Annotated in this window: 26 protein-coding genes and 1 other annotated feature; of the genes, 9 read left to right on the forward strand and 17 right to left on the reverse strand. The window is 34.9% G+C overall.

Features of this window, described 5'->3' with window-relative positions; genetic code table 11:
- Positions 1-49: 49 nt before the first annotated feature.
- The 5 genes from IEV35_RS14865 to IEV35_RS14885 all read right to left on the reverse strand — a co-directional run bounded on the left by IEV35_RS14865 (position 50) and on the right by IEV35_RS14885 (position 4,790).
- Positions 50-1,210 carry a M20 family metallopeptidase gene (locus tag IEV35_RS14865; protein WP_188385456.1) on the reverse strand — a complete coding sequence of 387 codons (1,161 nt, stop codon included), beginning with the start codon at positions 1,208-1,210 and terminating at the stop codon, positions 50-52.
- A gap of 131 nt (positions 1,211-1,341) precedes the next feature.
- Positions 1,342-2,781, reverse strand: a complete 1,440-nt coding sequence (gene proS / locus IEV35_RS14870) for a proline--tRNA ligase (protein WP_188385457.1) — start codon at positions 2,779-2,781, stop codon at positions 1,342-1,344.
- Positions 2,782-2,840: 59 nt separating this feature from the next.
- Positions 2,841-3,074 (reverse strand) — a binding site (T-box leader).
- 53 nt (positions 3,075-3,127) lie between these two features.
- A complete protein-coding gene (locus IEV35_RS14875; RefSeq protein ID WP_188385458.1) occupies positions 3,128-3,652 on the reverse strand; it encodes a GNAT family N-acetyltransferase in 525 nt (174 codons plus the stop codon).
- Between the two features lie 12 nt (positions 3,653-3,664).
- A complete protein-coding gene (locus IEV35_RS14880; protein WP_188385459.1) occupies positions 3,665-4,150 on the reverse strand; it encodes a DUF456 domain-containing protein in 486 nt (161 codons plus the stop codon).
- Positions 4,151-4,166: 16 nt separating this feature from the next.
- On the reverse strand, positions 4,167-4,790 hold the full coding sequence (locus tag IEV35_RS14885; protein ID WP_188385460.1) for a glycerol-3-phosphate acyltransferase: 624 nt from the start codon (positions 4,788-4,790) through the stop codon (positions 4,167-4,169).
- 168 nt (positions 4,791-4,958) lie between these two features.
- Here IEV35_RS14885 and IEV35_RS14890 point away from each other — a divergent pair, with 168 nt between their 5' ends.
- A complete protein-coding gene (locus IEV35_RS14890) occupies positions 4,959-5,936 on the forward strand; it encodes a ring-cleaving dioxygenase (RefSeq protein WP_188385461.1) in 978 nt (325 codons plus the stop codon).
- Positions 5,937-5,978: 42 nt separating this feature from the next.
- Here IEV35_RS14890 and ytzI read toward each other — a convergent pair whose 3' ends face one another.
- Positions 5,979-6,149 (reverse strand): YtzI protein, encoded by a 171-nt coding sequence (ytzI, locus tag IEV35_RS14895; RefSeq protein WP_188385462.1) that lies wholly within the window; start codon positions 6,147-6,149, stop codon positions 5,979-5,981.
- A gap of 393 nt (positions 6,150-6,542) precedes the next feature.
- Between ytzI and ehuB the strand changes: the two genes are divergently transcribed.
- Genes ehuB through ehuA form a run of 4 tightly spaced genes read left to right on the forward strand, consistent with a single transcriptional unit; the run spans position 6,543 to position 9,684 of the window.
- Positions 6,543-7,403 carry an ectoine/hydroxyectoine ABC transporter substrate-binding protein EhuB gene (gene ehuB, locus IEV35_RS14900; protein ID WP_188385463.1) on the forward strand — a complete coding sequence of 287 codons (861 nt, stop codon included), beginning with the start codon at positions 6,543-6,545 and terminating at the stop codon, positions 7,401-7,403.
- A 54-nt stretch (positions 7,404-7,457) separates the two neighbouring features.
- The gene (gene ehuC / locus IEV35_RS14905; protein ID WP_268237933.1) at positions 7,458-8,156 is read left to right on the forward strand and encodes an ectoine/hydroxyectoine ABC transporter permease subunit EhuC; all 699 of its coding nucleotides are present in this window, start codon (positions 7,458-7,460) and stop codon (positions 8,154-8,156) included.
- A gap of 20 nt (positions 8,157-8,176) precedes the next feature.
- On the forward strand, positions 8,177-8,866 hold the full coding sequence (gene ehuD, locus IEV35_RS14910; protein WP_188385500.1) for an ectoine/hydroxyectoine ABC transporter permease subunit EhuD: 690 nt from the start codon (positions 8,177-8,179) through the stop codon (positions 8,864-8,866).
- Positions 8,866-9,684: an ectoine/hydroxyectoine ABC transporter ATP-binding protein EhuA gene (gene ehuA, locus IEV35_RS14915; RefSeq protein ID WP_229740765.1), complete on the forward strand. Its 819-nt coding sequence runs from the start codon at positions 8,866-8,868 to the stop codon at positions 9,682-9,684. The genes ehuD and ehuA overlap by 1 nt, the downstream gene beginning before the upstream one ends.
- 64 nt (positions 9,685-9,748) lie before the next feature.
- Here ehuA and murB read toward each other — a convergent pair whose 3' ends face one another.
- The 9 genes from murB to fni all read right to left on the reverse strand — a co-directional run bounded on the left by murB (position 9,749) and on the right by fni (position 18,387).
- A complete protein-coding gene (gene murB, locus IEV35_RS14920) occupies positions 9,749-10,666 on the reverse strand; it encodes a UDP-N-acetylmuramate dehydrogenase (protein WP_268237934.1) in 918 nt (305 codons plus the stop codon).
- Between the two features lie 179 nt (positions 10,667-10,845).
- Positions 10,846-11,223 (reverse strand): YbaN family protein, encoded by a 378-nt coding sequence (locus IEV35_RS14925; protein ID WP_229740766.1) that lies wholly within the window; start codon positions 11,221-11,223, stop codon positions 10,846-10,848.
- Positions 11,224-11,371: 148 nt separating this feature from the next.
- Positions 11,372-12,046: a SurA N-terminal domain-containing protein gene (locus IEV35_RS14930; RefSeq protein ID WP_188385464.1), complete on the reverse strand. Its 675-nt coding sequence runs from the start codon at positions 12,044-12,046 to the stop codon at positions 11,372-11,374.
- Positions 12,047-12,205: 159 nt separating this feature from the next.
- Positions 12,206-13,246, reverse strand: a complete 1,041-nt coding sequence (locus IEV35_RS14935) for a siderophore ABC transporter substrate-binding protein (protein ID WP_188385465.1) — start codon at positions 13,244-13,246, stop codon at positions 12,206-12,208.
- 261 nt (positions 13,247-13,507) lie between these two features.
- On the reverse strand, positions 13,508-14,275 hold the full coding sequence (locus tag IEV35_RS14940; protein ID WP_188385466.1) for an iron ABC transporter ATP-binding protein: 768 nt from the start codon (positions 14,273-14,275) through the stop codon (positions 13,508-13,510).
- Positions 14,272-15,228 carry an iron chelate uptake ABC transporter family permease subunit gene (locus tag IEV35_RS14945; RefSeq protein ID WP_188385467.1) on the reverse strand — a complete coding sequence of 319 codons (957 nt, stop codon included), beginning with the start codon at positions 15,226-15,228 and terminating at the stop codon, positions 14,272-14,274. Before IEV35_RS14945 ends, IEV35_RS14940 begins: the two co-directional genes overlap by 4 nt.
- The gene (locus IEV35_RS14950; RefSeq protein ID WP_188385468.1) at positions 15,215-16,171 is read right to left on the reverse strand and encodes an ABC transporter permease; all 957 of its coding nucleotides are present in this window, start codon (positions 16,169-16,171) and stop codon (positions 15,215-15,217) included. The genes IEV35_RS14945 and IEV35_RS14950 overlap by 14 nt, the downstream gene beginning before the upstream one ends.
- Positions 16,172-16,453: 282 nt before the next feature.
- A complete protein-coding gene (locus IEV35_RS14955) occupies positions 16,454-17,158 on the reverse strand; it encodes a DsbA family oxidoreductase (RefSeq protein WP_188385469.1) in 705 nt (234 codons plus the stop codon).
- A gap of 170 nt (positions 17,159-17,328) precedes the next feature.
- Positions 17,329-18,387 (reverse strand): type 2 isopentenyl-diphosphate Delta-isomerase, encoded by a 1,059-nt coding sequence (gene fni, locus IEV35_RS14960; RefSeq protein ID WP_188385470.1) that lies wholly within the window; start codon positions 18,385-18,387, stop codon positions 17,329-17,331.
- A 171-nt stretch (positions 18,388-18,558) separates the two neighbouring features.
- On the opposite strand from fni, the gene IEV35_RS14965 reads away from it, so the two are divergent.
- On the forward strand, positions 18,559-19,098 hold the full coding sequence (locus tag IEV35_RS14965) for an HD domain-containing protein (protein ID WP_188385471.1): 540 nt from the start codon (positions 18,559-18,561) through the stop codon (positions 19,096-19,098).
- A gap of 66 nt (positions 19,099-19,164) precedes the next feature.
- On the opposite strand, the gene rsgA is transcribed toward IEV35_RS14965, so the two are convergent.
- Positions 19,165-20,223 carry a ribosome small subunit-dependent GTPase A gene (gene rsgA / locus IEV35_RS14970; RefSeq protein WP_188385472.1) on the reverse strand — a complete coding sequence of 353 codons (1,059 nt, stop codon included), beginning with the start codon at positions 20,221-20,223 and terminating at the stop codon, positions 19,165-19,167.
- A 267-nt stretch (positions 20,224-20,490) separates the two neighbouring features.
- On the opposite strand from rsgA, the gene IEV35_RS14975 reads away from it, so the two are divergent.
- Positions 20,491-20,922: a nucleoside deaminase gene (locus IEV35_RS14975; RefSeq protein WP_188385473.1), complete on the forward strand. Its 432-nt coding sequence runs from the start codon at positions 20,491-20,493 to the stop codon at positions 20,920-20,922.
- A gap of 103 nt (positions 20,923-21,025) precedes the next feature.
- On the opposite strand, the gene IEV35_RS14980 is transcribed toward IEV35_RS14975, so the two are convergent.
- A complete protein-coding gene (locus IEV35_RS14980; RefSeq protein WP_188385474.1) occupies positions 21,026-21,850 on the reverse strand; it encodes an aldo/keto reductase in 825 nt (274 codons plus the stop codon).
- A gap of 169 nt (positions 21,851-22,019) precedes the next feature.
- Here IEV35_RS14980 and IEV35_RS14985 point away from each other — a divergent pair, with 169 nt between their 5' ends.
- Both IEV35_RS14985 and IEV35_RS14990 read left to right on the forward strand, forming a co-directional pair.
- Positions 22,020-23,456 (forward strand): amidase, encoded by a 1,437-nt coding sequence (locus IEV35_RS14985; protein ID WP_188385475.1) that lies wholly within the window; start codon positions 22,020-22,022, stop codon positions 23,454-23,456.
- A gap of 598 nt (positions 23,457-24,054) precedes the next feature.
- Positions 24,055-25,812 carry a methyl-accepting chemotaxis protein gene (locus tag IEV35_RS14990; protein WP_188385476.1) on the forward strand — a complete coding sequence of 586 codons (1,758 nt, stop codon included), beginning with the start codon at positions 24,055-24,057 and terminating at the stop codon, positions 25,810-25,812.
- Positions 25,813-25,841: the final 29 nt, after the last annotated feature.

The raw sequence follows: 25,841 nt of genomic DNA on the forward strand, positions 1-25,841 counted from the left end.
TAAACATAAAATAAATTTCATAAATATGCATTATGATGCAAAAAAATACTTATTTATTACGTTGAAACTCTTGTTGAATCGATTCCAATAGTTTCTTATCTGTTAGTACGTCGTAGCCAGTATAAGCTAGTGCCAACGCACCTGTTTTTAATGTTTCATAACCATCTTCTGTAGTGGTTTGAGCAGCAAACTCTTTCGTATGAGCAATTAATCCTGGTTTATTTAATCCGATATATGGGTGAATCGCTGGTACAACATGACTTACATTTCCCATATCAATTGACCCATAAGTCTGTTTCGCTTCATTGATTGGTAGCTTACTAGTTTGTTGTAAATTATTAGTGAAACAGTCTGACAACACTTGATTCGTTATCATATCATCATAGCTTAATTCATAATTTGAAATCTCTACGGTTGTTCCTGTCATTAATGCAGCACCTTGTGCAATACTTATTACTTTTTCTACTACTTTATCAAGATAAGCTCGCTGTTTAGCACGTATGTAAAACTGACCTACAGCAAAATCTGGAACTACATTAGCTGCCTTTCCTCCCTCTGAAATAATTCCATGTATTCGCACGTCTGATGGTAAGTGTTCTCTTAGCGCATTAATACCATTAAAAAGTTGTATTACTCCATCGAGTGCATTAATTCCTTCCTCAGGAGATGCTGAAGCGTGAGAAGATTTCCCAGTATATGCAAATTGAATTGCATCCATCGCTAAAGAATCACCACTAATATATGATTGATCACTTGGATGAACAATCATAGCTACATCAATATCATCGAAGATTCCTTTTTTACTCATCGGAACCTTGGCACCATTTGTTTCTTCAGCTGGTGTTCCAAGTACGACAATACTCCCTCCTATCTTATTAATTATTTTACTCAGAATAATTCCTGCCCCTACACTCATCGTGCCAATTAAATTATGACCACAGCCATGTCCAATGCCGGGGAGAGCATCATACTCAGCAAGATAGGCAATAGTTGGTCCTGGCTTTCCACTATTAAATACGGACTTAAATGCAGTCGGTCTCCCCACTATTCCGATTTCAGTTTGAAATTCATGTTCTTTTAATAAAGTCACTAGTAGATTCATAGATTCAAATTCTTGATCCCCAAGTTCTGGGTTTTCATACATTTCCTTACTAATCTTCCATAGACTCTTTTCAATTTTTTGCAATTCTACATCTAATAAATTTTTCATTTTGTATTCACCTTTATGTATATTTATTGATTTACTTGTATATTTATACCACCATTTTCATAAAAATACAATACTTTTTCACAAAAAAAATCAGGTAGTAAGAAAATTTTTCTTACTACCTGATTTAAGTATTAATATGCTTTTGCCCAGTACACTAGTTCTTTTGCTTCTTTACCACAGCATACGCAAGTATCTGCAATTTTTTCTTGTTCAAATGGAATACAGCGAGATGTAGCAGTTGTATCTTCTTTAATTTTCTCTTCACATGCCACATCACCACACCACATCGCTTTAATAAATCCTCCTTTATCTTCAAGGACTTGTTTAAATTCATCCATATTAGTTGCAGAGGATGTCATCTCGTTTCGATGTGTAAGTGCTTTATTGTATAGATTTTGTTGAATTTCTTCTAGTAATGCTGGTAAACGATCTTGCAATTCACTTAATGCAACAAATTCTTTTTCACCAGTGTCACGACGAGCAAGAACTACTTGATTTTTTTCAATATCTTTTGGACCCATTTCAATACGAACTGGGATACCTTTCATTTCATACTCATTAAATTTCCAACCAGGCATTTTATCACTTGCATCAATATCAACACGAATTAGTGACTTTAATTGGTCACGTAACTCATATGCTTTATCTAATACTCCTTCTTTATGTTGTGCAATTGGTACAATCATAGCTTGAGTAGGAGCAATGCGTGGTGGTACAACTAATCCACGATTGTCCCCATGAACCATAATTAACGCACCCATAATACGAGTAGATAATCCCCAAGATGTTTGGTGAACAAACTGACTCTTGCCGTTTTTATCCAAGTAAGTAATATCGAATGCTTCAGCAAATCCAGAGCCAAAGTGATGACTCGTTCCAGATTGTAATGCTTTTCCGTCATGCATTAAAGCTTCAATAGTTAATGTATATTTTGCGCCTGCAAATTTTTCTTTATCCGTTTTACGGCCACGATAAACTGGTACAGCTAAATAATTTTCTACTAAATCAGCGTAAACCCCTAACATGCGATCCGTTTCCTGAGCTGCATCTTCATCTGTTGCGTGTGCAGTATGCCCTTCTTGCCAATGGAATTCTGAAGAACGCAAGAATGGACGCGTTGTCTTTTCCCAACGTACTACATTTCCCCATTGGTTATATAACTTAGGTAGATCACGATAGGAATGAATATTTTTAGAGTAATATTCACAGAACAACACTTCTGATGTTGGACGAACAGCAATACGTTCTTGTAATTCTTCGTCCCCTCCATGTGTTACCCATGCAACTTCAGGAGCAAATCCTTCTACGTGGTCTGCTTCTTTTTGTAGTAAACTCTCAGGAATGAACAAAGGGAATTGTACATTGGAATGACCAGTTTCTTTGATCATTCGATCTAACTCACCCTTTATATTTTCCCAGATTGCATAGCCATAAGGTTTAATGATCATTGTTCCTCTAACTTGGCCATATTCTACTAGTTCAGCTTGTTTTACTACGTCGGTATACCACTGCGCAAAATCATCTTCCATTGCAGTGATTTTTTCAACAAAATCTTTGTTTTTCTTTGCCATTTTGTGCACCTCTTTTTATATTATTTAAATCTTTTTTAAACACAAAAAAACCTCCATCCATAAGGGACCGAGGACTGGTGGTACCACCCTTGTTTACTAATTACCCAAAGTTTAAGAGCAAATAGTACACTTCATTTGATAACGGTCTAAAAACCGCGCACTACTTCTAGGTTTTACCTTTTCTGTAGGCGAACTCCAAGGCAGGTTCCAATTAGTGTCTATGGGAATTTTCACCGACCATTCCCTCTCTGAATAGACTTACTTATTGTACTAATCCTTTTCAACGTTTCGATATACTATATTAAGTTTAATATAATCACCAGCTTTAAGAAAGTCAAGTTTATCATCAAAATGCTTTCTCATATAAAGAAAACCTTTCTTCGCCCTCGCCAACATACTGTACGAAAGTAAAACCTGCTCTCTTGTAGAAATTGTTTAACTTTGGATTATTTCCAACACAGTCTAACCGAATATATCCATCTTTCATTTGAATATTTTCTTCTATCCATAATAAGAGCTGTTTGCCAATTTGTTTATGGTGATAATTCTCATGAACAGCAAGACGATGGATATAATAGGCATTGTCTGCTCGTTTCCCCCACATTTCTATATCCCACTCATTTTGCTTGCTTGACATATTAAATGCTGCGACTATATCTTTAATTTCATTTTCAACAATATATGTATCCCCAGCTAAGATGTCACTCTTTATCTCTAAATCCTCTCCACCAGCTAACAAGTAGCCCCACTGATTTATACCTTTTGCTTGTACCCATTTTGCTGCTGCCTTCAGTAAATCAATAATGCCGTTATAATCATCGATTTCTGCTTTTCTTACAACATAGCCATCAAAAATGTTTGTCTTAAACATACCTTTCCTCCCCTATACTATTACATTAAAAATAAAGAGCACGATCATTACAAACTGAATGATAACTTTTGCAAATGTTCCACTTAAGAAACCTAATAATGACCCTAAAGATGCTTTAAATGCTTCACCTATCGATCTCTTTTGTAACATTTCAATTAATAAAACTGCAATAAAAGGAACAACTATAATACCGAATGGTGGAATAATAAACGAACCTACAATAACAGCTACTGCTGCACCGCGCTCCCCCCATTTACTGCCTCCAAACCGTTTTACAAAGTAGCTATTTGCCACTATATCTGCTACAAATAAGACAACTGTGAACACAGCCATAATTATCCAAAAAACAACGCCTAATTCCTCTCCATTAATTGCAAACTGATACAGTAAAAAACCAACCCATATCACAATTACAGACGGAATGATTGGATAAATAAGACCTACAAAGCTTAAAATAAATAATGCCACAATAATAATCCATAAAATAATATCAACCATATGTTTCCTCCAATGACTAAGCTACTTTTTTACGAAACATACTAGACAGTTTCGTTTCTTGCTTATTTCTAATACGTTTATAATTATCGATATGTTTCACAATACTTAATACCGTAAGAATCATGACAATCCATGTAGGCTCCAAACCAAAATAATAAAAAGTGGTTATTAAAAAGGAAATATACATTAACATTACACCGATAGCTAGATAGTCGGTAGCTAATGTAACGATAATCAATATTCCAATACCAATTAATGCAATCTTCCAATCAATGGCAAGCAGTATACCTACAAGTGATGCCGTTCCTTTTCCGCCACTGAATTTCATTGTAATAGGGAAGTTATGGCCCAAAATAACTGCCAATGATGTTAGATATGCAAGAAGTATTTGATTATTACCAGTAATATCATTTGCATTTAAGATTAATAATACAAGGAGTACGGCAACAGTCCCTTTAAAAATATCAATAAATCCTACCAAAACACCGTATTTCCACCCTAATAGGATGGTCGTATTGGATGCCCCAGCATTTTTTACACCTGACTTTTTAATATCTATTTTTTTATACTTACCAACTAGTTGTGAACCATGTAAACAGCCAAAAATATAACCGATTAGTAAGCTAATTACTATGAACATGATTTCTCCCCCTTAGTTCTTATATTATATTTTAATATAGGAACATTTATATGTGTATATTTTTTGAAACTGTTTATGTTAAAAGCTCATAGACAAGACAAAATCACTGGTGTATAATAATATTATTATCTCTAATTCGAGATATTTAAATTAAGGAGGTTTTATTTTATGATCTTAAAAGGTTTACATCATGTATCCGCTATAACAGCTAATGCAAGAAAGAACTATGAGTTTTACTCAAAAGTTCTAGGTATGCGATTAGTAAAAAAATCGGTCAACCAAGATGCTACCTCCATGTATCATTTATTTTATGCTGATGAAATCGGCAATCCAGGAACTGACTTAACCTTTTTTGAAATACCTAATGCCGGCCGTACTTATCAGGGCAATAATAGTATTTCTAGAGTATCGTTACGTGTTCCTAATGATAACGCGTTAAACTATTGGGTTCAACGTTTCAATAATTTACAAGTAGACCATGATGGAATTTCTGAACAGAATGGCCATCATGTTATTCATTTTCGTGATCACGAGAACCAACGATTAACTTTAATTTCCGATGAAAAGAACCAAGGGGTTGCTGGAGGGATACCATGGAAACATAGTCATGCATCTGTAGAAAATGGCATCGTCGGATTAGGTCCAGTAAAAATTACCGTTCCAGATTCAGAACCTACAGTAAAAGCCTTAACAAAAGTATTGTCATTTAAGAAAATCGGAAGTTATCCTTCCCCTGTTCTTGGACAGAAAGATATATTAGTATTCTCCACTGGTGAAGGCGGTAATGGTGCAGAAGTGCATCTAGAAGTACGGAATGACCTTCCTAGAGAAAGACCTGGTAAAGGGAGTGTTCATCATGTCGCATTTCGAGTGGATAGTGATAAAGAGCTTACAAAATGGTATGAGAAATTGATTGAGGCTCGAATGCCCAATTCTGGGATTGTAGATAGATATTATTTTAAAGCACTGTATTTTAGGGACCAAAATCGTATTCTTTTTGAATTATCGACAGATGGCCCTGGTTTTGCAACTGATGAAGATGTGGAACATCTTGGTGAAAAATTAGCATTGCCACCATTTTTAGAAGATCAACGAGCTGAAATAGAAGCAAATTTAGAGCCATTAGAAACAAAATCAACCAAATAATAAACAGCAGCGAAGCCCTTTTAATCCTTCGCTGCTGTTTATTTATTTCTTAAGATTAGTATTATCTTCACCTGTCAATTGATTTTCTTCTGATTGTGACGGGAGTGGATCTACTTTATGGTTATAGCCGTATCCCTTATTTAAAGTTAATATTGATAACCAAACAACGATAATTGTAATAACTACACTAATAACTGCAACAACCCAAATCATGTGAATCCCCCTTTTCTTTATCCTATTGTTTATAATTCTAACATGAAATTAATTATTTTCTAGTGTAAGTATATTAAATTGCACTTTGGCAATTATTGAGGATTTTAAAGTATTTGCCACTATATACTAGCATCTTTAAGAATCGTAGAGATGTTATGGATAAACCTAATTTAACCATAAATAATTAAAAATTATCTAAAAATTTCACGTTTGTATCAAATTTTAGAAACCTATACCATTAAAGATGTAACTGTTTGCAGTACATTAATAATGCCGGCATTTCATTTATGATTTTGTACATAACTTTAACAGTCGCTATTGTTTCTAACTTATTTATATATCAAACTATTTAGTTTGATTCTTTTTAATAAAACTAGGAGGTCTATCTATTTTATGAGGAAAATATTAGTAGCATTATTTCTTTGCTTATCTGTAGTATTTTTAGCTGCATGCGGATCAGGTGAGGATGACAAATTGGCCAAGCTTCAAGACGAAGGAAAGGTCACTATTGGTTTTGCAAATGAAAAGCCATACGCTTATGAAGAAAATGGCGAGTTAAAAGGCGCCGCAGTAGATATTGCTAAAGCTGTATTTGCTGAATTAGGGGTGGAAGAAGTAGAGTCTGAACTTCTTGATTTTGGTCAATTAATCTCAGGGCTAAATGCTGGACAGTTTGATGTTATTACAGCTGGAATGGCCATTAGACCTGACCGTTGTGAGAATGTTGCATTCGGAGAACCTGAAATGAAATATGGGGAAGGATTAGTTGTCCAAAATGGAAATCCGCAGAATCTAGAAAGCTACGAAGATATTGCAAATAATCCGGATGTCGTTGTTGCAGTAATGCAAGGAGCGACAGAGAATGGCTTTTTAAAAGAGGCAGGAGTAGATCCCGACCAAATACTTTCTGTACCTGATATCCCAGCCTCCATTGCCGCTGTAGAATCAGGACGTGCCGATGCTACAACCGCTACAGAATTTACTATTAAGGACGCAATGAATTCTGCTAATTCCGATAAACTCGAATTCGTAGAGACTTTCCAACAACCAGATGTTGAAGGAGTTCCAAGTTACGGAGCGGCAGCATTTAATCAAAACGATACAGAACTTTTAGAAGCATATAATGAAGTTCTAGCAGAATTAAAAGCTGACGGTACTGTTGCCAAACTATTAGAAGAGAATGGCTTCAGTGAGCAAATGAATATGGTTCCGGATGAAATTACAACTGAAAAAATTTGCAATGGTGAAATCTAGATCATAAACAACATGACTCCATAGGGTTTACCCCAGATGAGGGGTCTGTTCCCTATGGAGTTTTATTTTCTATATATGGGAGTGATTATAATTAATGCAATAATAGAAGTTTTCCCAGTATTAATGAAGGGAATTCATATTACAATAACCGTTTTTATTCTCTCTGTGATATTTGGTTATCTATTTGCCTTCATTGCTGGTTTATGTAGATTATCTAATAACATAATAATTCGAAGCACTACAAGTTTTTACGTTGAAATATTTCGAGGAACATCCTTAATTGTGCAGTTATTCTGGTTATATTATGCAATTCCAATGTTATTTAATATTGGTATCGACAATCGCCTAATGGCAGGGGTTTTAGCAATCTCATTAAACTACGGTGCTTATATGTCTGAGATTGTCCGTGGTTCTATTTTAGCAGTAGATAAAGGACAAACAGAAGCCTCTATCGCTCTTAATTTAACCCGTTTCCAACGAATGCGACTCGTTGTATTTCCTCAAGCTCTTCGTATGATGTTACCTGAATTCGGAAACTATCTCATTCAAATGCTTAAAGCAACATCACTCGTATCACTAATAGGAATGACAGATATTTTATACCATGGAAATATATTAAGAAGTACCAATCTTTCCATGGCACCTACAGTTTACTTATTATTACTCGTATTCTACTTTATCATGGCACTACCACTAATTTTCCTTACACGTAAAGGCGAAGAGATATCAAAGAGAGGGGTGGCTAACGGGTGAATATAAATTGGAAGTGGGATATGTTCTTTGATGCATTTCCCTTTATTTTAAAAGGTATAGGCGTAACAATCGGTTTAACATTTGCATGTTTCTTATTTGCTTTAGTTTTTGGATTTGTTTGGGTTATTTTAAGGCGTATTAAGTTTAAGCCTATTAACTGGTTAGTAACTTGGACGATGGAGTTCATTCGTTCTACACCTCCATTAATCCAATTATTCTTTATCTATTATGCTTGGCCAATGATTCCAGGTATCGGTGTTACGTTATCATCCATTACATGTGCAATTTTAGGTCTTGGAATTCATTTTAGTACGTATATTGGCGAAGTATATCGTTCAGGGATCGACAGTGTGGATAAAGGTCAATGGGAAGCTTCTGTTGCACTTAATTATTCCACTAGACAAACATGGCTGAAAATTATTTTACCACAAGCAATACCACCTACTATTCCAATGCTAGGAAACTATTTAATTATCATGTTTAAAGAAGTTCCACTAGCTTCTACAATTGGTGTCGTAGGAATTTTAGCTTTAGCAGAAACATACGGGGCAGAGCACTATCGTAACTTAGAGGCGTATACAATTGTCGCGCTTATCTTCTTAGTTTTAAGCTATCCTTCTGCTATTTTAATAAATAAGTTAGAGCGAAAAATGAATCGTCGTTTCGATAAAAATGCTGTGATGCAGGAAAGTAAAGGAGCGGTTATTTGATGGCTGAATTGGTAAAAGAAATGAAACAATCGATAACTCCTAAACGAGGAGCAAAACCTATTGTTGAATATAAAGATGTCTATAAATCATTTGGTGAAGTAGAAGTATTGAAAGGACTAAACTTAGATATTTTCCCTGGAGAAAAAGTAGCATTGATTGGTCCAAGTGGATCAGGAAAAACGACAATTATACGAATGTTAATGACATTAGAACAACCAACTTCAGGAGAAATCATTGTTGATGGTACAGATCTATGGCATATGAAAAAGAACGGTAAAACTATACCTGCAAATGAAAAACATCTACGTGAAGTTAGAGGAGATATTGGCATGGTATTCCAACATTTTAACCTATTTCCTCATATGACCATCTTAGAAAATTGTATGACAGCACCAATTCAAGTAAAAAAAGAATCAAAAGAAACTGCTAGGGAAAGATCAGTTGAAATGCTTGAAAAAGTTGGTCTTGGAGATAAGCTAGATAATTATCCTAGTCAATTATCTGGTGGACAAAAACAGCGAGTTGCCATGGCACGGGCATTAGTTATGCGACCAAAAATTATGCTTTTTGATGAAGTTACCTCAGCCTTAGACCCAGAGCTTGTCGGCGAAGTATTAGAAGTAATCCGCGATATAGCTGAGGAAGGGGAAATGGCAATGGTACTCGTAACCCATGAGATGGATTTTGCTCTAGAAATAGCTGATCGGGTTATTTTCTTAGACGATGGAGTAATAGCTGAACAGGGCTCAGCTTCAGAAGTTCTTGAGGAATCCGATAACGAACGTTTACAGCAGTTCTTATATCGTTTCAGAAGTTAGTTAGGGACAGTCCCCCTTTATACTCTTATACAAGCAAAAAGAAGCTGTGCACCTGCACAGCTTCTTATTCTATATCTTCACCGATTATTCGTACTTCCCTCTCAAGCGTAACTCCAAATTTATCTTTTACAGTCTTTTGAACATGTTTGATTAATTGTAAATAATCATTTGCCGTGGCATTATCTATATTCACAATAAATCCTGCATGTTTTAGGGAAACTTGGGCTCCTCCTATTTGCGTACCTTGCAAACCACTATCTTGTATTAGCTTTCCAGCATAATAACCTGGTGGACGCTTAAATACACTTCCGCAAGATGGGTATTCTAGCGGCTGTTTTGACTCCCGCTTAAACGTTAAATCATCCATTACTGCTTTAATCTCATCATAGTTACCTTCATTTAGAGCAAATGTTGCTTCTAACACAATATATCCTTTATCTGGAATATTACTTGTACGATAATCTAAGTCCAGATCTTTAGCTTGGAGTGATAAAAGATTACCATTATGGTCAATAACAAGTGTGCTTTCTAAACAATCTTTTATCTCACCACCATAGGCTCCAGCATTCATATACAATGCTCCACCTACTGAACCTGGAATGCCACATGCAAATTCTAGGCCTGTAAGACTTTGTTTTAACGCTTCACGAGAGGTATCAATTATTCTAGCACCACTTCCGGCAATAACTTTAGTACCTTCCGTTCTTATTTCATTTAATTTATTTAAATTCATGACAATACCACGGATACCGCCATCTTTTACAATTAGGTTAGATCCATTTCCTAGTAACGTAAAAGGAATATCTTCTTCCTTTGCAAGCTTAACAATTTGCTGAACTTCTTCATATGTTTCTGGAGTTACAAGTAAATCAGCTAATCCACCTAAACGGGTGTACGTATGACTCTTTAAAGGCTCATTAACCATTACATTTTTCTCCGATGTAATGTGAATCAGCTTTTCATATACATGATGATTGATCACAAAAAATCATTCCTTTAATTAAAGTACAAAATAAAGCTATCTGTCTTATTGTAAGGTATTTTTGCAATTCATGCCACATTATACAGAATAAATACCTAGTGTATGCTTTATTAGAGTTTCTTATATACAACACTATCTGAATATATATGCATAATAATATATTACATTCCTAATTCATATTAATGAGCTCTTATTAATGTTTTTTGCTTTAAAATAAACCACGTAAAATATGCAGCTATCCCTGCCAATAGTACTTTCACAACAAGAAGAGGTACCACGAAGAAGATTGTAAAGAGCATAGAAATCCATAGTAATGTAACTCCAATAATTTTAGCCTGTAAAGGGATTCCATTACCCTCTCGATAATTTTTAATATATGGGCCTAGATACTTATTTGTGATTAACCACTCATATAATCGCTCTGAACTCCTTATAAAGCAAGCTGCTGCTAATAATAGAAGTGGTGTAGTTGGTATTAATGGTAAAAATATCCCAATAACTGCCAACAATAAGGAGACAAGCCCTGCAGTTACTAAAAACAGCTTCTTGATATACATAGTAAACACCAGCTTATAATAATTTATTCATTTCTAGTATATCAATAAAAAAATGTGCATTTACATTGTATATAGTAAGATTTCATGAAACTTTTTATAAGTTTGTAGAAAGTAAAAAAGCACACGGTCATTGCCATGTGCCTCTCTTCTAAATATGCTTTTTTATTTCAGCTGTTTCCATTAATTCTTCTACTCTAACTTTAAGTGCATCAGCTTCACGTTGTTGTGTAAGTTGATCTTTAATAATTGGTTCCGCTTCTTCATATTCCATAATATTTTCCATATCTTCTTTCAAGTTATCATATGCCTCTTTAATTTCTTCTTCCGTTACTTCTTCTACTTCAATTTCTTGATCAATAAATTGATTTAGAATTTGTTTAAACCGAATCTGGTCTTTAAGGGATTCTTCTGTTAAACCAAATTGTTCCTTATATGCATTAAACTGTTCTTCCCCTTGTTCCTTTAATGCATCTAATTCTTCCTGAACTAATTCTTCAGATGGTAATATTCCATGCTTTTCTGCTTCCTGTTTAATTAGCTCCTGAGCAATAATTTCATTCAGTGTTATATCTTTAATATTTTCTTTATCATCAATATCTTGACCTAATTGATAGGCTAAGATTTTTGTTTGGAGATATGTCGTATTGTATTGCTTACCATTAACATCCTCTTCATTAATAGTGATGACAATTTTTTCCTCATCAACTTTTTCATCTTCTTCTAATACGATATCTTTTGGCTCTTTATTTCCTTCTTTATCCTCTCCACATGCCGCTAGTACAGCTAGTAGCGCTATCATTAATATGAATAAGAATTTTTTCATGTTATTCCTCATTTCCTATCGTTGTAGTTCTATTCAACCATAATTTAGATATCCATTGCAAGAATAGTATATAATCGTTTTACTCACACATTAGACTCATAATAAAAGAAGCTCTCAATAGTGTTTTCCACTAATGAGAGCTTTTGATAAGCAAGTAAATTATTTTAATTCATCTAAGATTTCTTGAATTTTTGCTAGTTCAGATTGTAATCCCCCGCCACTTAAGTACCAAAGAGGTCCATCTAAATATACTACTCGATCATTTTGATAAGCAACAGTTTGTTTAACAATAGCATTTTCTAAATCTTTTTCGATATTTGATTCACCGCCAACAGCAGCAGTACGATCAATTACAAACAATACTTCTGGGTCGAATTCCAAAATTGCTTCAAATCCGAAGTTAGAACCGTGGGAAGAAGATTCAATATCTTCAGTTACCGGTTTGAATCCATAAACATCATAGACATAGCCAAAACGAGAATTTGTAGAAAATCCTGATAAGTTGCCTTCGTTATACATCGTCACTAAACTAGTTTCATAATTACCAGCTAATTCTTCAATTTCTTTTAACGCTTCATCATATTTTGCTAGGTATTCTTCTGCTTCCGCTTCTTTTTCAAACATCTTAGCAGCGATATCTACAGAAGCTAAGAATGTGTTCCAATAGTCTTCCTGTACTGCGCCAACGAAAACAACATTTGGTGTGATATCTTTTAACTGTTCATAGTATGGAGCTTGACGTCCAGAAATAAAGATTACGTCTGGCTCTAAAGCTGCAATATCCTCAAGTAAAGGTTCTTTTAACGTTCCAATACTTCCGTAATCTTCGCCTGCATATTTACTAAGATGCTCTGGTAATGAAGAATCTTTAGCAACTCCTACAATTCCTTCTACACCAAGTGCATCCAAAGTATCTAAGAAACCATAATCGAACACAACAATATTTTCTGGTTTAGATTCAAATGTTACATCTTCAAACGTATATGATTCGCTTCCATCTCTATTTTCACTAGATGATACAGTTGGAGAGATTGTCATCGGGTATGCTGAGCTAGATTCTCCAGATGATCCTTCTTCACCAGTTGTTTGATTATTATTTGAATTATCCTCATTATTACTTGCAGAATCATCTCCACCACAAGCAGCAAGGACAAAAATTACCATTAAAAACATAATACTAAGTATTTTCCAGTTTTTCATTAGGTTTTCCCCCTATATGTATTTTATTAAGAATGATAATCATTATCATTGATAACAATTTTCATTATAGATTGGACTTTACTAATAGTCAATATATAAAACGAAAAAATTATCTAAAATTTTTAGCGCTTACAAAAAACTATGAAAGGCCTCCGTTTTAAGTATAAAGTAGTTAACAGAAATTATACGTAAAACAAAAATACGTCTTAAACTAATAGTCGTGTCAACGAACTATTTATTTAAGACGTAATGTAATCTCAATTAAGCATGAGAATTAAAATATACACAAATACGACAACCATTTTGTACCTGTACAGGTATATCCATATCATAAATTTCGCGGAGAGACGCAGAGTTTATAATCTCACTTGTAGGTCCATTCTTTACTAATTTTCCATCTTTTAATGCAACAATACGGTCAGAATAAACAGATGCAAAGTTAATATCGTGTAATACAATAACAACAGTTTTTCCAAGTTCATCTACAAGTTTACGTAATATCTTCATAATCTGTACTGAATGTTTCATATCCAGATTATTCAATGGTTCATCCAGCAAGATATAGTCTGTATCTTGAGCGATAACCATAGCAATAAACGCTCGTTGCTTTTGCCCTCCAGAGAGCTCATCAATATATTGATCCTGTATTTCCCTTAAATTCATATAATCTAAAGCCTGATTAACGTATTTTTCATCTATTTCCGACAACCGCCCTTTTGAATAAGGGTAGCGTCCAAACGAAACTAATTCTCTGACTGTTAAGCGAACATTCATAAAGTTTGATTGCTTTAATATAGACACACGTTTGGCAAAAGCATCAGCTTTCCACTTCTTCACATTGTTTTGATCAAGCAATACTTCACCTGTATCTGCATCTAATAGACGACTAACCATTGACAATAGTGTTGATTTCCCAGCACCATTCGGCCCAATAAAAGAGGTAATGGTTCCGGGTTGGATAGTAAGTGAAACATTTTCTACAACATTTTTCTTACCATAACGCTTTGTCAATTCTCTAATTTTAATCATCTTGTAGCCCTACTTTCTCTTAGTAATAAGTAAATGAAGTATACCCCACCGATAAAGTTAATGATGACACTTAATGTTGTGCGTAATTCTAAAACATGCTCTACAAGGAATTGGCCTCCAACTAAAGCAATAATACTTATTAAACTCGCACCTAATATTAAGATAGAGTGTTTATATGTTACTAAAAATTGATAGGATAAGTTTGCTACTATTAGTCCAAAAAATGTAATTGGGCCAACTAATGCTGTGGATGTAGCAATCAACACCGATGATAAAATTAATATGTTCATTACCATTCGGTCATAGTTAATCCCCAGGTTCATTGCATTCTCACGCCCAAGTGACATCACATCTAATTTACCCATTATTTGAAAACCATATATAAATGAAGCTGCCAGAATAACCATCGCAATATATAGCAATTCTACTTTAACTTTTGTAAAACTTGCGAATAACATCGACTGTAGACCTAAATATTCTACTGGATCAATTAAAACTTGTAAGAATGTTACCAAACTACCTAAAAGCGTCCCAATTATCATACCTATTAATAGAAGTAAATAAATTGGATGCTTATCAGAACGGAATAAAAATCGATACAAGATTAAAGCAAATAATACCATAGCTAGAATAGCAGCACCAAAATTTAAGTATTTATTCACTACCCAAATGGACATTGATCCTGCAAAGAAGTAGATTAACGTTTGTACGACTCCATACATCGAATCCATCCCCATAACAGATGGAGTTAAAATACGATTTTGAGTAATTGTTTGGAAGACCACAGTAGCATATGAAATTGCAATCCCGGTCACAACCATGGCAGCAATTTTCACTACTCGTCTTGGAAAAGCATAATCAAACCCACCTTTTATATCATAAAAGGCATATAATAATATACAAATAATAGCTAGAACTAGTAAAGATAATAATTTTATACTATTTTTTCGCATATGCTCTCCCCCTAAACAACATAATTAAGAAGATCGCACTTCCTATTACGGCAACTGTAACATTTACTGGAATTTCATAAGGATGAATGATGACACGCCCAATAATGTCACAGATTAATAGAAATACAACGCCCAGTGCCATTGTATGGGGGATAGTTTTTCGTAGATTGTCACCCATATATAGTGAAACTATATTGGGTACAATAAGACCTAGAAACGGTATTACACCTACAGTCAATACAACAGATGTTGATATGATTGCGACTAACACTAACCCTATATTTAAAACAAACTTATAGCTTAATCCTAGGTTTTTGGCAAAATCTTCACCCATGCCAGCAACCGTAAATTTATTTGCAAATAAATAAGCTAATATAATGGCTGGAATACTTATATAAAGAAGTTCATAACGGCCTGAGATTATTAAAGTAAAACTCCCCATTAACCACGAAGAGATATTTTGCAGTAAATCTGCTTCATACCCAAAGAAAGTAGTTATAGACGACAAAATATTACCATACATAATTCCAATTAATGGAACAAAGATAACATCTTTAAATTTAATTCGTTCTAGAATTTGCATAAAGATAAATGTTCCTGCTAAAGCGAAAGCAAAGCTAAAGATTACTTGTTGTGTATACGTCACATTTGTTAAAAACAACATAGATATCATTATACCTAATTTTGCTGCATCTAATGTACCAGCCGTAGTTGGTGATACAAATTTATTGCGACTTAAGCTTTGCATAATTAATCCAGCTATACTCATCCCAGCTCCAGCCAAAATAATCGCTAACAATCGAGGTACTCTGCTAACTAGAAAGATTTCGAGTTTATCAGAATCTAATTCTAGTAAATCCGTAACTTTTATATCAATCGCACCTATAAATAGCGATACAAAGGAAAGAACTACACCTAGTATAATTAACATCCACAATTTCATCTGTAATCCTCGTAATCTGTGTATTTTTAATGCACTAATTGAAAATGATTATCATTCCAAGTATACCTTCATTATATAGATAGGAAACAATAAAATCAAGCACTTAAGGTAACCGTTATCATTCTAATTGAGAATAAAGGAGTACAGTCTTCTAAGAAGAACAAGAAATTAGATAAATTCTCCTTAAATAAATGACTGGGAGTGCAAAGTACAAAAAGGAACGTTGAACAAGTGCATAAAAATAAGCTTGCGATATATTTAGCAAGCTTTCAAGTAACATCTTTATTCTTCTAGATTACACTCGTTACCAGTACAATAAGATGTCTTTGATTCACTTGATGTTAAACGATGACTTTCTTCTTTCCATACCTTTGTTAATACTTCTAGAAAAAATTCTTCTGATTGTGCACCAGAAATTGCATATTTCTCATTAAAAACAAAAAAAGGTACACCCCTAATGCCAATTTGCTTGGCTAAATCTTGATCTTCGCGAACACGCCTAGCATAACGATTCGTTTCTAACAATTCCTCCACTTCTTCTTTATCTAATCCAGCTTCAAGCGCGAGTCTTTTCAGAGTGGCATAATCACTAATTAAATCTGAATCCGTAAAATAGGCATAAAGAAGTTTTTCCGTCATTTCTTCACCTAAGTTTTTGGATTCAGCATATTTCGCTAAGCGATGAGCATCGAATGTATTCGTATGTTGCATCGTATCGAAATTATATTTTAATCCAACACTTAATGCTTCCCTACCAACCCGTTCATTTAGCTCCTTAGCATGTTCAATCGATATCCCCTTCTCTGTAGCTAAATACTCATGAAAACTTTGACTTGGTTTTGTTGTTGCCTTTGGATTTAATTCGAAACTTTTATATTCAATCTTAACTTTTTCACGATGTTCAAATTGATTTAAGGCCGTTTCTAATCTACGTTTACCGATATAACAAAACGGGCATACAAAGTCAGACCATATCTCTATCTTCATTTACCGCACACCTCTTCCTATTAAAAATATTTTAGCACAATACTACATAAAAAAGTTAAAGTTGTGCTTGGAAAAATGTGCCTAGCTTAGCACTTATTTTAATTGCTTCAGAATTTAGTTAAGAGCTTATTATTAAGCTGAAAATATAAAAGACTAAGCGTTTTTATCGCTTAGTCTCTCTCATCTAATAAAGATTTGCCCATTATAGTTACTCGTTTCGTATTTTTTAATTCTCCTAAATCCTTTGCTCCGATACCAAACATCGTAATTTTCAATTCAAATTCAATTTGTTCCATAACTTCTATTACAGCTTCAGCAGATTCTGTTGCTGCTTGTAGTAATGATCGAGCAAAACCAATAACATCTGCACCAATTGTAATTGCTTTTGCAGCATCTAGTCCGGTCTTCATCCCCCCACTAGCAACAAGAGGAACATTGTTTAGCTCACTACGTACGGAGACAATGCAGTCTTTAGTTGGAATTCCCCAGTTATTAAATGCTTCAGCAGCCCGTTTTCTTAATGGATCTTTAGAACGTAACTTCTCGACTTGACTCCAAGATGTACCGCCAGCTCCTGCCACGTCTATAAAAGATACACCAACATCATGTAATTTTTTCGCAACTGTTCCATCTATACCAAAGCCTACCTCTTTAACACCCACTGGGACAGATAAGACCTTACATAGTTCTTCTATTTTAGGGAGCAATGTATCAAAGTTTAGATCCCCTTCATCTTGGATTACTTCTTGCAGTGTGTTTAAATGAAGGTATAAAGCATCTGCTTCTGTCATATCTACAATTTTTTGTGCCTGCTCAGTGCCGTAACCGTAATTAAGTTGCACTGCTCCTAAGTTCGCAATTAATGGAACAGATGGTGCTTGTTTACGAATTAAGAAAGAGTCTTGATGTTTATCACCTTCAAGTAATGCTCTAGTTGAGCCAAGTGCTATTACCCATCCTCTTTGTTCCGCAGCTATCGCCAAGTTATGATTTATTTCTGTAGCTAGTTCCGATCCCCCAGTCATAGAGCTTACGAGAAATGGGGCTTTAATTGCTTTATTTAAAAATGTAGTTTCTATATTAATATCATTAAAGTTAATTTCTGGTAACGCATTATGGATGAAAGAGATTCCTTCTAATCCAGTTGATTTATTTACACCTTCGACTTGGTCAGTCAGACATAAACGAATATGTTCTGTTTTACGTTTATTAATTCCTTGTTCTGCCATTTTGTTCACTTCCAATCCATGTTTTCTAACTACAGTTTACTTGTTTCTAATCTTGAATGAAAGTAAAGTGATGAACTTTTAGGTTAGAAGACGTGACATCTAACAAAATGGTGAATACATTAACATACTAAACGATTTTCAATTATTAATAGCTTGAAAGGAGCATTTATAATGAAAGAGAAGGCAAAAGAATTCGCAACTCATGCACATAAAGGGCAGAAGCGAAAGAACTCCGATGCAGATTATATAACCCATCCAATACGGGTAGCCCAGAGGCTTGAAAGTGAAGGTTTTTCTGATGAATTAGTCTGTGCAGGCTATTTACATGATGTCGTGGAGGACACTATTTATGAAATAGAAGATATAGAAAAACATTTTGGTAAGAAAGTTGCCCAACTTGTGGCTGCACATACAGAAGATAAATCAAAGTCTTGGAAAGAACGAAAACAGCACACTATTGATGTGATCAAGAATGGTGTCAAGGAGGTAAAATACTTAATTGTTGCCGATAAATTAGATAATTTATTAGGATTAGAAAAAGATCTTAACACTCTAGGTTCTGTAGTGTGGAACAACTTCAATGCAGGTATTGCAGATCAAAAATGGTATAACGAATCAATTGTACGCTATATGCGTACTGGTCTTTCATCAGAAGAAATACCAAATTATTTTAATGAATACGAACAAGCTGTCAGTCGAGTGTTTGGTTAACTATACTTTAAATTAATAGTTTAAGAAAGAGGAAAGCATTTGTCCATATTAGACAAATGCCTTCTTTCACCTTAATTTGTACTTATAAAAATCTTTTTGGGATTTACTTATTTTCTTCCATTTATTTTTTTCTTCTATCTTAGCTTTCTGGTTTTGTTTTCTTTTTTCATATGCTAGTTCACGTTGTAATTTTAAATAACTATTATAGCGCTCTTCAGATAAATCCCCATTCGCAATAGCCTCTTGAACACGACACCCTGGTTCAGAATGATGTTGACAATCGGAAAACTTACATTCTTTTTCCAATTCCTCAATATCGTGAAATGTTGTTTCTATTCCTGTTTCTCCGTCCCATAGCTGAATTTCACGCATTCCTGGAGTATCAATAAGCATAGCTCCATTCGGAAGTATGAACATTTCACGATGAGTAGTTGTGTGACGTCCTTTACTATCATCTTCCCGAATATCTTTTGTTTCCTGTATCTTTTCACCGAACAATGCATTAATTAAAGTTGATTTACCAACACCTGAGGAACCTAAAAGCGCTGAAGTTTTTCCAGGTTGCAATTGTTCTAAAAGCTCCTCCATTCCGTCCCCGGTTACGCTACTTATAGTTAGAATTGGTACACCAATCGCTACCTCACTTACTGATGAGATTGCTTTTTGAACTTCCGCTTCTGAGACTTGGTCTTTCTTTGTTAATAGGATAAATGGAGTTGCGCCACTTTCATATGTTAACAACATATATCTTTCAATTCTTCTTACATTTAAATCATGATTAAGTGAATTTACAATAAATACTGTGTCAATATTTGCAGCAACGACCTGTGCATCTGTTCTATTACCTGCGGCCTGTCTTACAAATTGGCTCTTTCTTGGAAGAACATGTTTAATAACTGCCTTTTTTTCTTCCGGTAATTTCTGAACTTCTACCCAGTCCCCTACTGATGGAAAATCTAGTGAACTTACTATTTCATTTAAGAACTTTCCACTTAAATGTGCATGATATTCTGTTTCACCATCCGAGACACGATAACTATTCTTCTGCACCGTTATAACACGGGCAACTTGATCCTCATTATACCTAGAATCATTTTTCCAACCTAAATTGTCTAAATTATACAAGTACTATTCCTCCTTGATTTATCGGAGGATACGAATACGTCCAACGTTATACCGATCGTTCCCCCATTATAAAAGTCTTATTCTGTTTTACTTCCATTCTTTTCTTTGCACTCATAAGACAACACTCCCTTTCATAATGGATGAACCATTTTTATCATATTTAGTCTACTACATTTCATTGGAAATTGTTACATGTTTTATGAATTATTGTTAAAATTCTATTCTTATCAGATAATAGTGTAAGAATTTAATAAGCGGGGGATATAGATGCTAAGTAATTTTAATGAATTAGATCATGAGTATTTTATGGGAGAAGCATTAAAAGAAGCTGAAAATGCCGGGAAGCGTGGCGACCGGGCAATTGGCACAGTAATTGTACATCATAATGAAATTATAGCTCGTGGTTCCAATAAAATTGAATCTTACGATAACAACCTTTTACATGCTGAAATTGATGCGATGAACAAATGTGGATCTTATTTACGAAAGCATGCAAGGGAATGTGTTATCTATACAACCGTAGAGCCTTGTATTATGTGTTTATCTTCTATCGTTATGGGCAATATTCGCAGTGTAGTGTACGCAAGAGAAGATAAGTATATGAACATGAAACCATTTATCCAGTCCAATCCTTATATTGAGAAAAGAGTACATCATTATTTAGGGGAATATTGGAAGAAGATTCTATTAATCTACTAAAAAGGTATTCTCCAGAGATGGTTAATATTATTGTAAACGGTCAGAAGTAAATAAATGATATTAGAAGTTGAAGGAGTATGTTTTCTCCCCCAACTTCTCTTTTTTATTTTATATAAAAATCATTCGGTTCTGGACCATTTCTATGATTTCGATTAATCCCTGCAATCTTTTTCATATCTTGTTCACTCAATTCGAAATCGAATACATCAAAGTTCTCCTCAATACGTGATGGAGTTACTGATTTTGGAATAACGATATTATCATATTGTAAATGCCAACGAAGAATAACTTGTGCCGGCGTCTTCCCATGTGCATTTGCAATTTCTTGAATAACAGTATCATTTAATACGTCTTTTCCATTCATTAACGGGCTCCAAGCTTCAACATAAATATCATGCTCTCGACAAAAGGCTTTTAATTCTGCCTGTTGTAGATATGGATGACATTCCACTTGGTTTAGAACTGGCACTACTTCACATTCATCTAACAGACGCTGAAGATGCTCAATATGAAAATTACATACACCGATAGCTTTAACTTTACCATCATGATATAACTTCTCTAACGCTTTATAGCTCTCTACATATTTATCTTCTTTTGGCATTGGCCAGTGAATTAAGTATAGATCCACATAATCGAGCCCTAATTTCTCTAGACTCGTTTCAAATGCCTTTAACGTGCTTTCATAACCTTGATCAGAATTCCAAAGTTTTGTAGTAATAAATAATTCTTCTCGAGGAACACCTGATGCAGCAATTCCCCGGCCAACTCCCTCTTCATTTTCATAAGTCATTGCTGTATCAATGGAACGATAGCCTACTTCGATCGCTTTTTTTACAGCTATTTCTGCTTCATCATCAGGAACTAACCATACGCCAAAGCCTAGTTTTGGCATTTTCAAACCATTGTTCAATGTTACAAATTCCATCTTTATCGCTTCCTTCTATGTAAAATCTTTTCCATTTTAACATAACCATAAATTGATAAAAAATATATGCATTACGATAAAAAAGGAGTTTCTCCCTGTTTGTCGAATAATTATTATAAATCCTAACTCACTTGGTAGGTGAATTTGTAAAAGAATAGGAGAAAGAAAAATGACTACTAACTTTATAGAAGCTAATGTATTAGAATTACAACAAGCAATGGATTCCGGTAAATTGACAGCTAAAAAACTAACACTTACATTTCTAGAACAAATTGCAAAATATAATCAAGCTGGTCCAAAGCTTAATGCGGTCTTAGAGATTAATCCAGAGGCCCTATTTATCGCCGAGTTATTGGATATCGAGAGAAAAACAAAGGGATCTCGAGGCCCATTACATGGGATTCCTATATTGATCAAAGATAATATTGATACTGGCGACAAGATGCATACGACAGCTGGTTCTGTAGCATTAGCTGATCATTATGCAAAAGAGGATGCATTTATCGTAAAACAATTACGAGAAGCTGGAGCGATTATTCTTGGTAAAACAAATCTAACCGAATGGGCAAACTTTCTAACTATTGGAATGCCAAACGGATATAGTTCCCTTGGCGGACAAGTATTAAATCCGTATGGGCCCGGTGAGTTTGACGTAGGAGGGTCAAGTGCTGGTACTGGTTCGGCTATTGCTGCTAATTTCGCCCCACTTGGCATCGGTACAGAAACAAGTGGTTCCATTTTAAGTCCAGCAAGCAGTAATTCGTTAGTTGGTATTAAACCAACCGTTGGGTTAATCAGTCGTACAGGAGTTATCCCAATATCTAGTTCACAAGATACGACTGGTCCAATGACTAGAACAGTGACAGATGCTGCTATTTTACTTGGTGCTCTAACTGCTTCTGATTCAAATGATTCAGCAACTCAAACAAACCCAAATCGTGTTACTGATTACACGAAATATTTACACCCTGAAGGATTAGAAGGCAAACGTATTGGTGTCCCACAAAATTACTTAGAAGGGATTCCAGAAGAAGAACTAAGTTTAGTAGAACAAGCAATTGAAGATATGAAAAACCTTGGCGCAATCATCGTTCGTTCAGTTGAATTACCAAGTCAATTTTCCAATATGCATGTCATGATCCATGAATTTAAAAATGGTATCAACGCATACTTAAAAGACGTTGATCCAACTTTACCAGTTTATTCGTTATTAGATGTTATTCAATATAATCAAACACATGCAAGTGTTGCACTTAAATATGGTCAAAAGATATTTCTAGAAGCTGAGTCTAAAAGTGGAAGGTTAACAGAAACAGAATATTTAAGAGCTAGATTGGAAGATTTGAGATTATCACAACAAGATGGTATTGATAAAGCGATAGCTGAAGAGCAGTTAGATGCGCTGTTATTTGTTAACAACTATGGAGCAAGTATTGCTGCCAAAGCAGGATATCCTTCCATAACAGTTCCAGCTGGATATACCGAGGAGGGTAAACCCGTTGGAGTAACATTCACTGGACTTGCCTTTTCAGAACCATTATTGATTGAGCTCGGATACGCATATGAACAAGCGACTAACCATCGTAAAACACCGAACTTAGATTAATTAGTTTGGTAAAAAAGGTTGAGACATGACTTGATTAAGGCAGTAAATTTCGAAGAATCACCACACTAGCCCCGGAAATATACGGAGACTCCTCGAAAAAGGAGAACACTTTTTCTTCGTGCGATGTATCGCTGTCGAAGCGTTCCTTGGGACTGCGATTACTCGCCCCATCGAAAACCGTCTGTCCTGTGGGAGGAAAGGCATCGGTGAGACCCCGCAGATGCACCTGCGTCTGCAAGTGTCGCTACGAAGCAGGCTTCCTCGGTGCAAGGCAGCAAGGAAGCCTATTCAAGTAGCAGCCTGGCTCACCAGCCGCCCACGGCGAGGTAGACACTGCGATGGTACTTTCGAGCAGATGTCGCCCCGGTACTGGAAGTGAAAGCGCAGTATATTTCCGGGGCGGTTTAGAAGCACTAACTTTAATGTTAAGTTTTAATATTGCGAGAAATAGTTTTAAGACTTATATATATCCCTCTAATTTATCCAATACGCTTAAACTACTAAAAAAATTGTCGAATATTTACGAATAATACTTTAAAATAATAGTTAATAACCGATATATAGATTAAGACTGTTTTGTAACAATTGGGGGATTCTAATGCGCAAAAATAATACAAAAAAGGTTAATACAAATAAACAAGAGAAGAAAAGGTCTTTTCTAAACTGGCAAAACGTGAAATTAAGTAGAAAATACTTATATGTCTTTTTAATAATTGCCGTGTTATTTTTACTATCTGGAGGAGTAGTATATTATCAACTAACTAAAGGTCAACAAGATGTAGAAGCCATCAACGAATATAGTGAACGTGTGAATGAAATGTCTTCTCTTGCATCTTTAATTCAAATAAAGGATGTACAAGTTGCAGATTATCTCCTCTCGGGGAAAAAACGTTTTGTTGATGCTTATGAAGACTATCAAATAGAGTTTGATAAATTAAAAGACAAGATACAAGCAACATTAAATACCGATGAACAACATAAGCTTTTTAATCAAATTGTTCAAAATGATACTAGAATGAATGAAATGTTTCATGGCGAGATTAGTGATGCAGTTGAAAATAATCAAGAATACTTAGCGATGTCCATACGAAGTAACACTTCGAAACTTCGCGAAGAGACAATCCAGTTAGTAAATCAACTGATGGACCTAGTCAAGTCTGATCAGCAATCAACAGTCGCTAAGTCAGAAGAAAGCTTACAAATAAGTATTACCACCTTATCGTTAGCAAATATTAGTGCAATCATTCTTGGAATTATCTTATTATTACTTGTAAGCAATCGTATAACGAAAAACCTTCGTGAGGTAGTTAATATGACAACGGAAGTTGCAGAAGGTAATTTACGAGTTAAGTCTATAGATTACGATGGCAAAGATGAGATTGGACAACTTGCGTCAGCCGCAAATCTAATGAAAGATAATATACAAGGAATTCTATATAAAGTTGCTTCTGCCTCAAACACATTAAATACGAGAAGTGGAGAATTATCTCAATCTGCAGATGAAGTTCGTGAAGGTAGTGAGCAGATAGCTTCCACTATGGAAGAACTATCAACTGGCTCCGAAAACCAAGCAAATAGTGCTTCCAACTTAGCAGAGCGGATGAATGATTTTCTAGTAAAAGTACAACAATCTGAAGAAAATGGACAAGGTATTGCACAAACTTCAGATAAAGTCCTAACCTTAACAAATGAAGGGCATGAATTAATGAAAGCTTCTGTTTCTCAAATGCAAGAAATTGATACGATTGTTTCTAGTGTGGTGGATAAAGTTCTTGGTCTTGATAAACAATCAGCAGAAATCTCTAAATTAGTAGTAGTTATTAAAGATATTGCTGACCAAACTAACTTACTCTCATTAAACGCAGCAATTGAGGCAGCTAGAGCAGGTGAACACGGAAAAGGTTTCGCTGTAGTAGCAGAAGAAGTACGAAAACTTTCAGAACAAGTTGCGGCTTCTGTTGGGGAAATTAATACCATCGTTACAAGCATCCAAAACGAAACCGACCAGGTTGTACACTCACTAAACAATGGATATGTAGAAGTAAAAGAAGGAACTAAACGTATAGAAAAAACAGGTGAAAACTTTGAAACTATTTATCAATCAGTAACAAATATGGCTTCAAAAATTGCCGATGTTTCTTCTAATTTGAGAGATATTGCAGGTAATAGTAATAATATGAATAATTTGATTGAGGAAATTGCGGCAGTGTCTGAAGAGTCTGCAGCAGGAGTGGAACAAGCTGCTGCGTCTGCCCAACAAACATTAAGCTCTATGGAAGAAGTTTCACTAAATGCAGACGAATTAGAAAAATTGGCAAGTGACCTTGACAATGAACTTAAGGTATTTCGATTATAAAAGTCCAAGCTACTTTCCTTGTGAAAGTA

The sequence above is a fragment of the Ornithinibacillus halotolerans genome, from assembly GCF_014637405.1.
Classification (GTDB): domain Bacteria; phylum Bacillota; class Bacilli; order Bacillales; family Amphibacillaceae; genus Ornithinibacillus; species Ornithinibacillus halotolerans.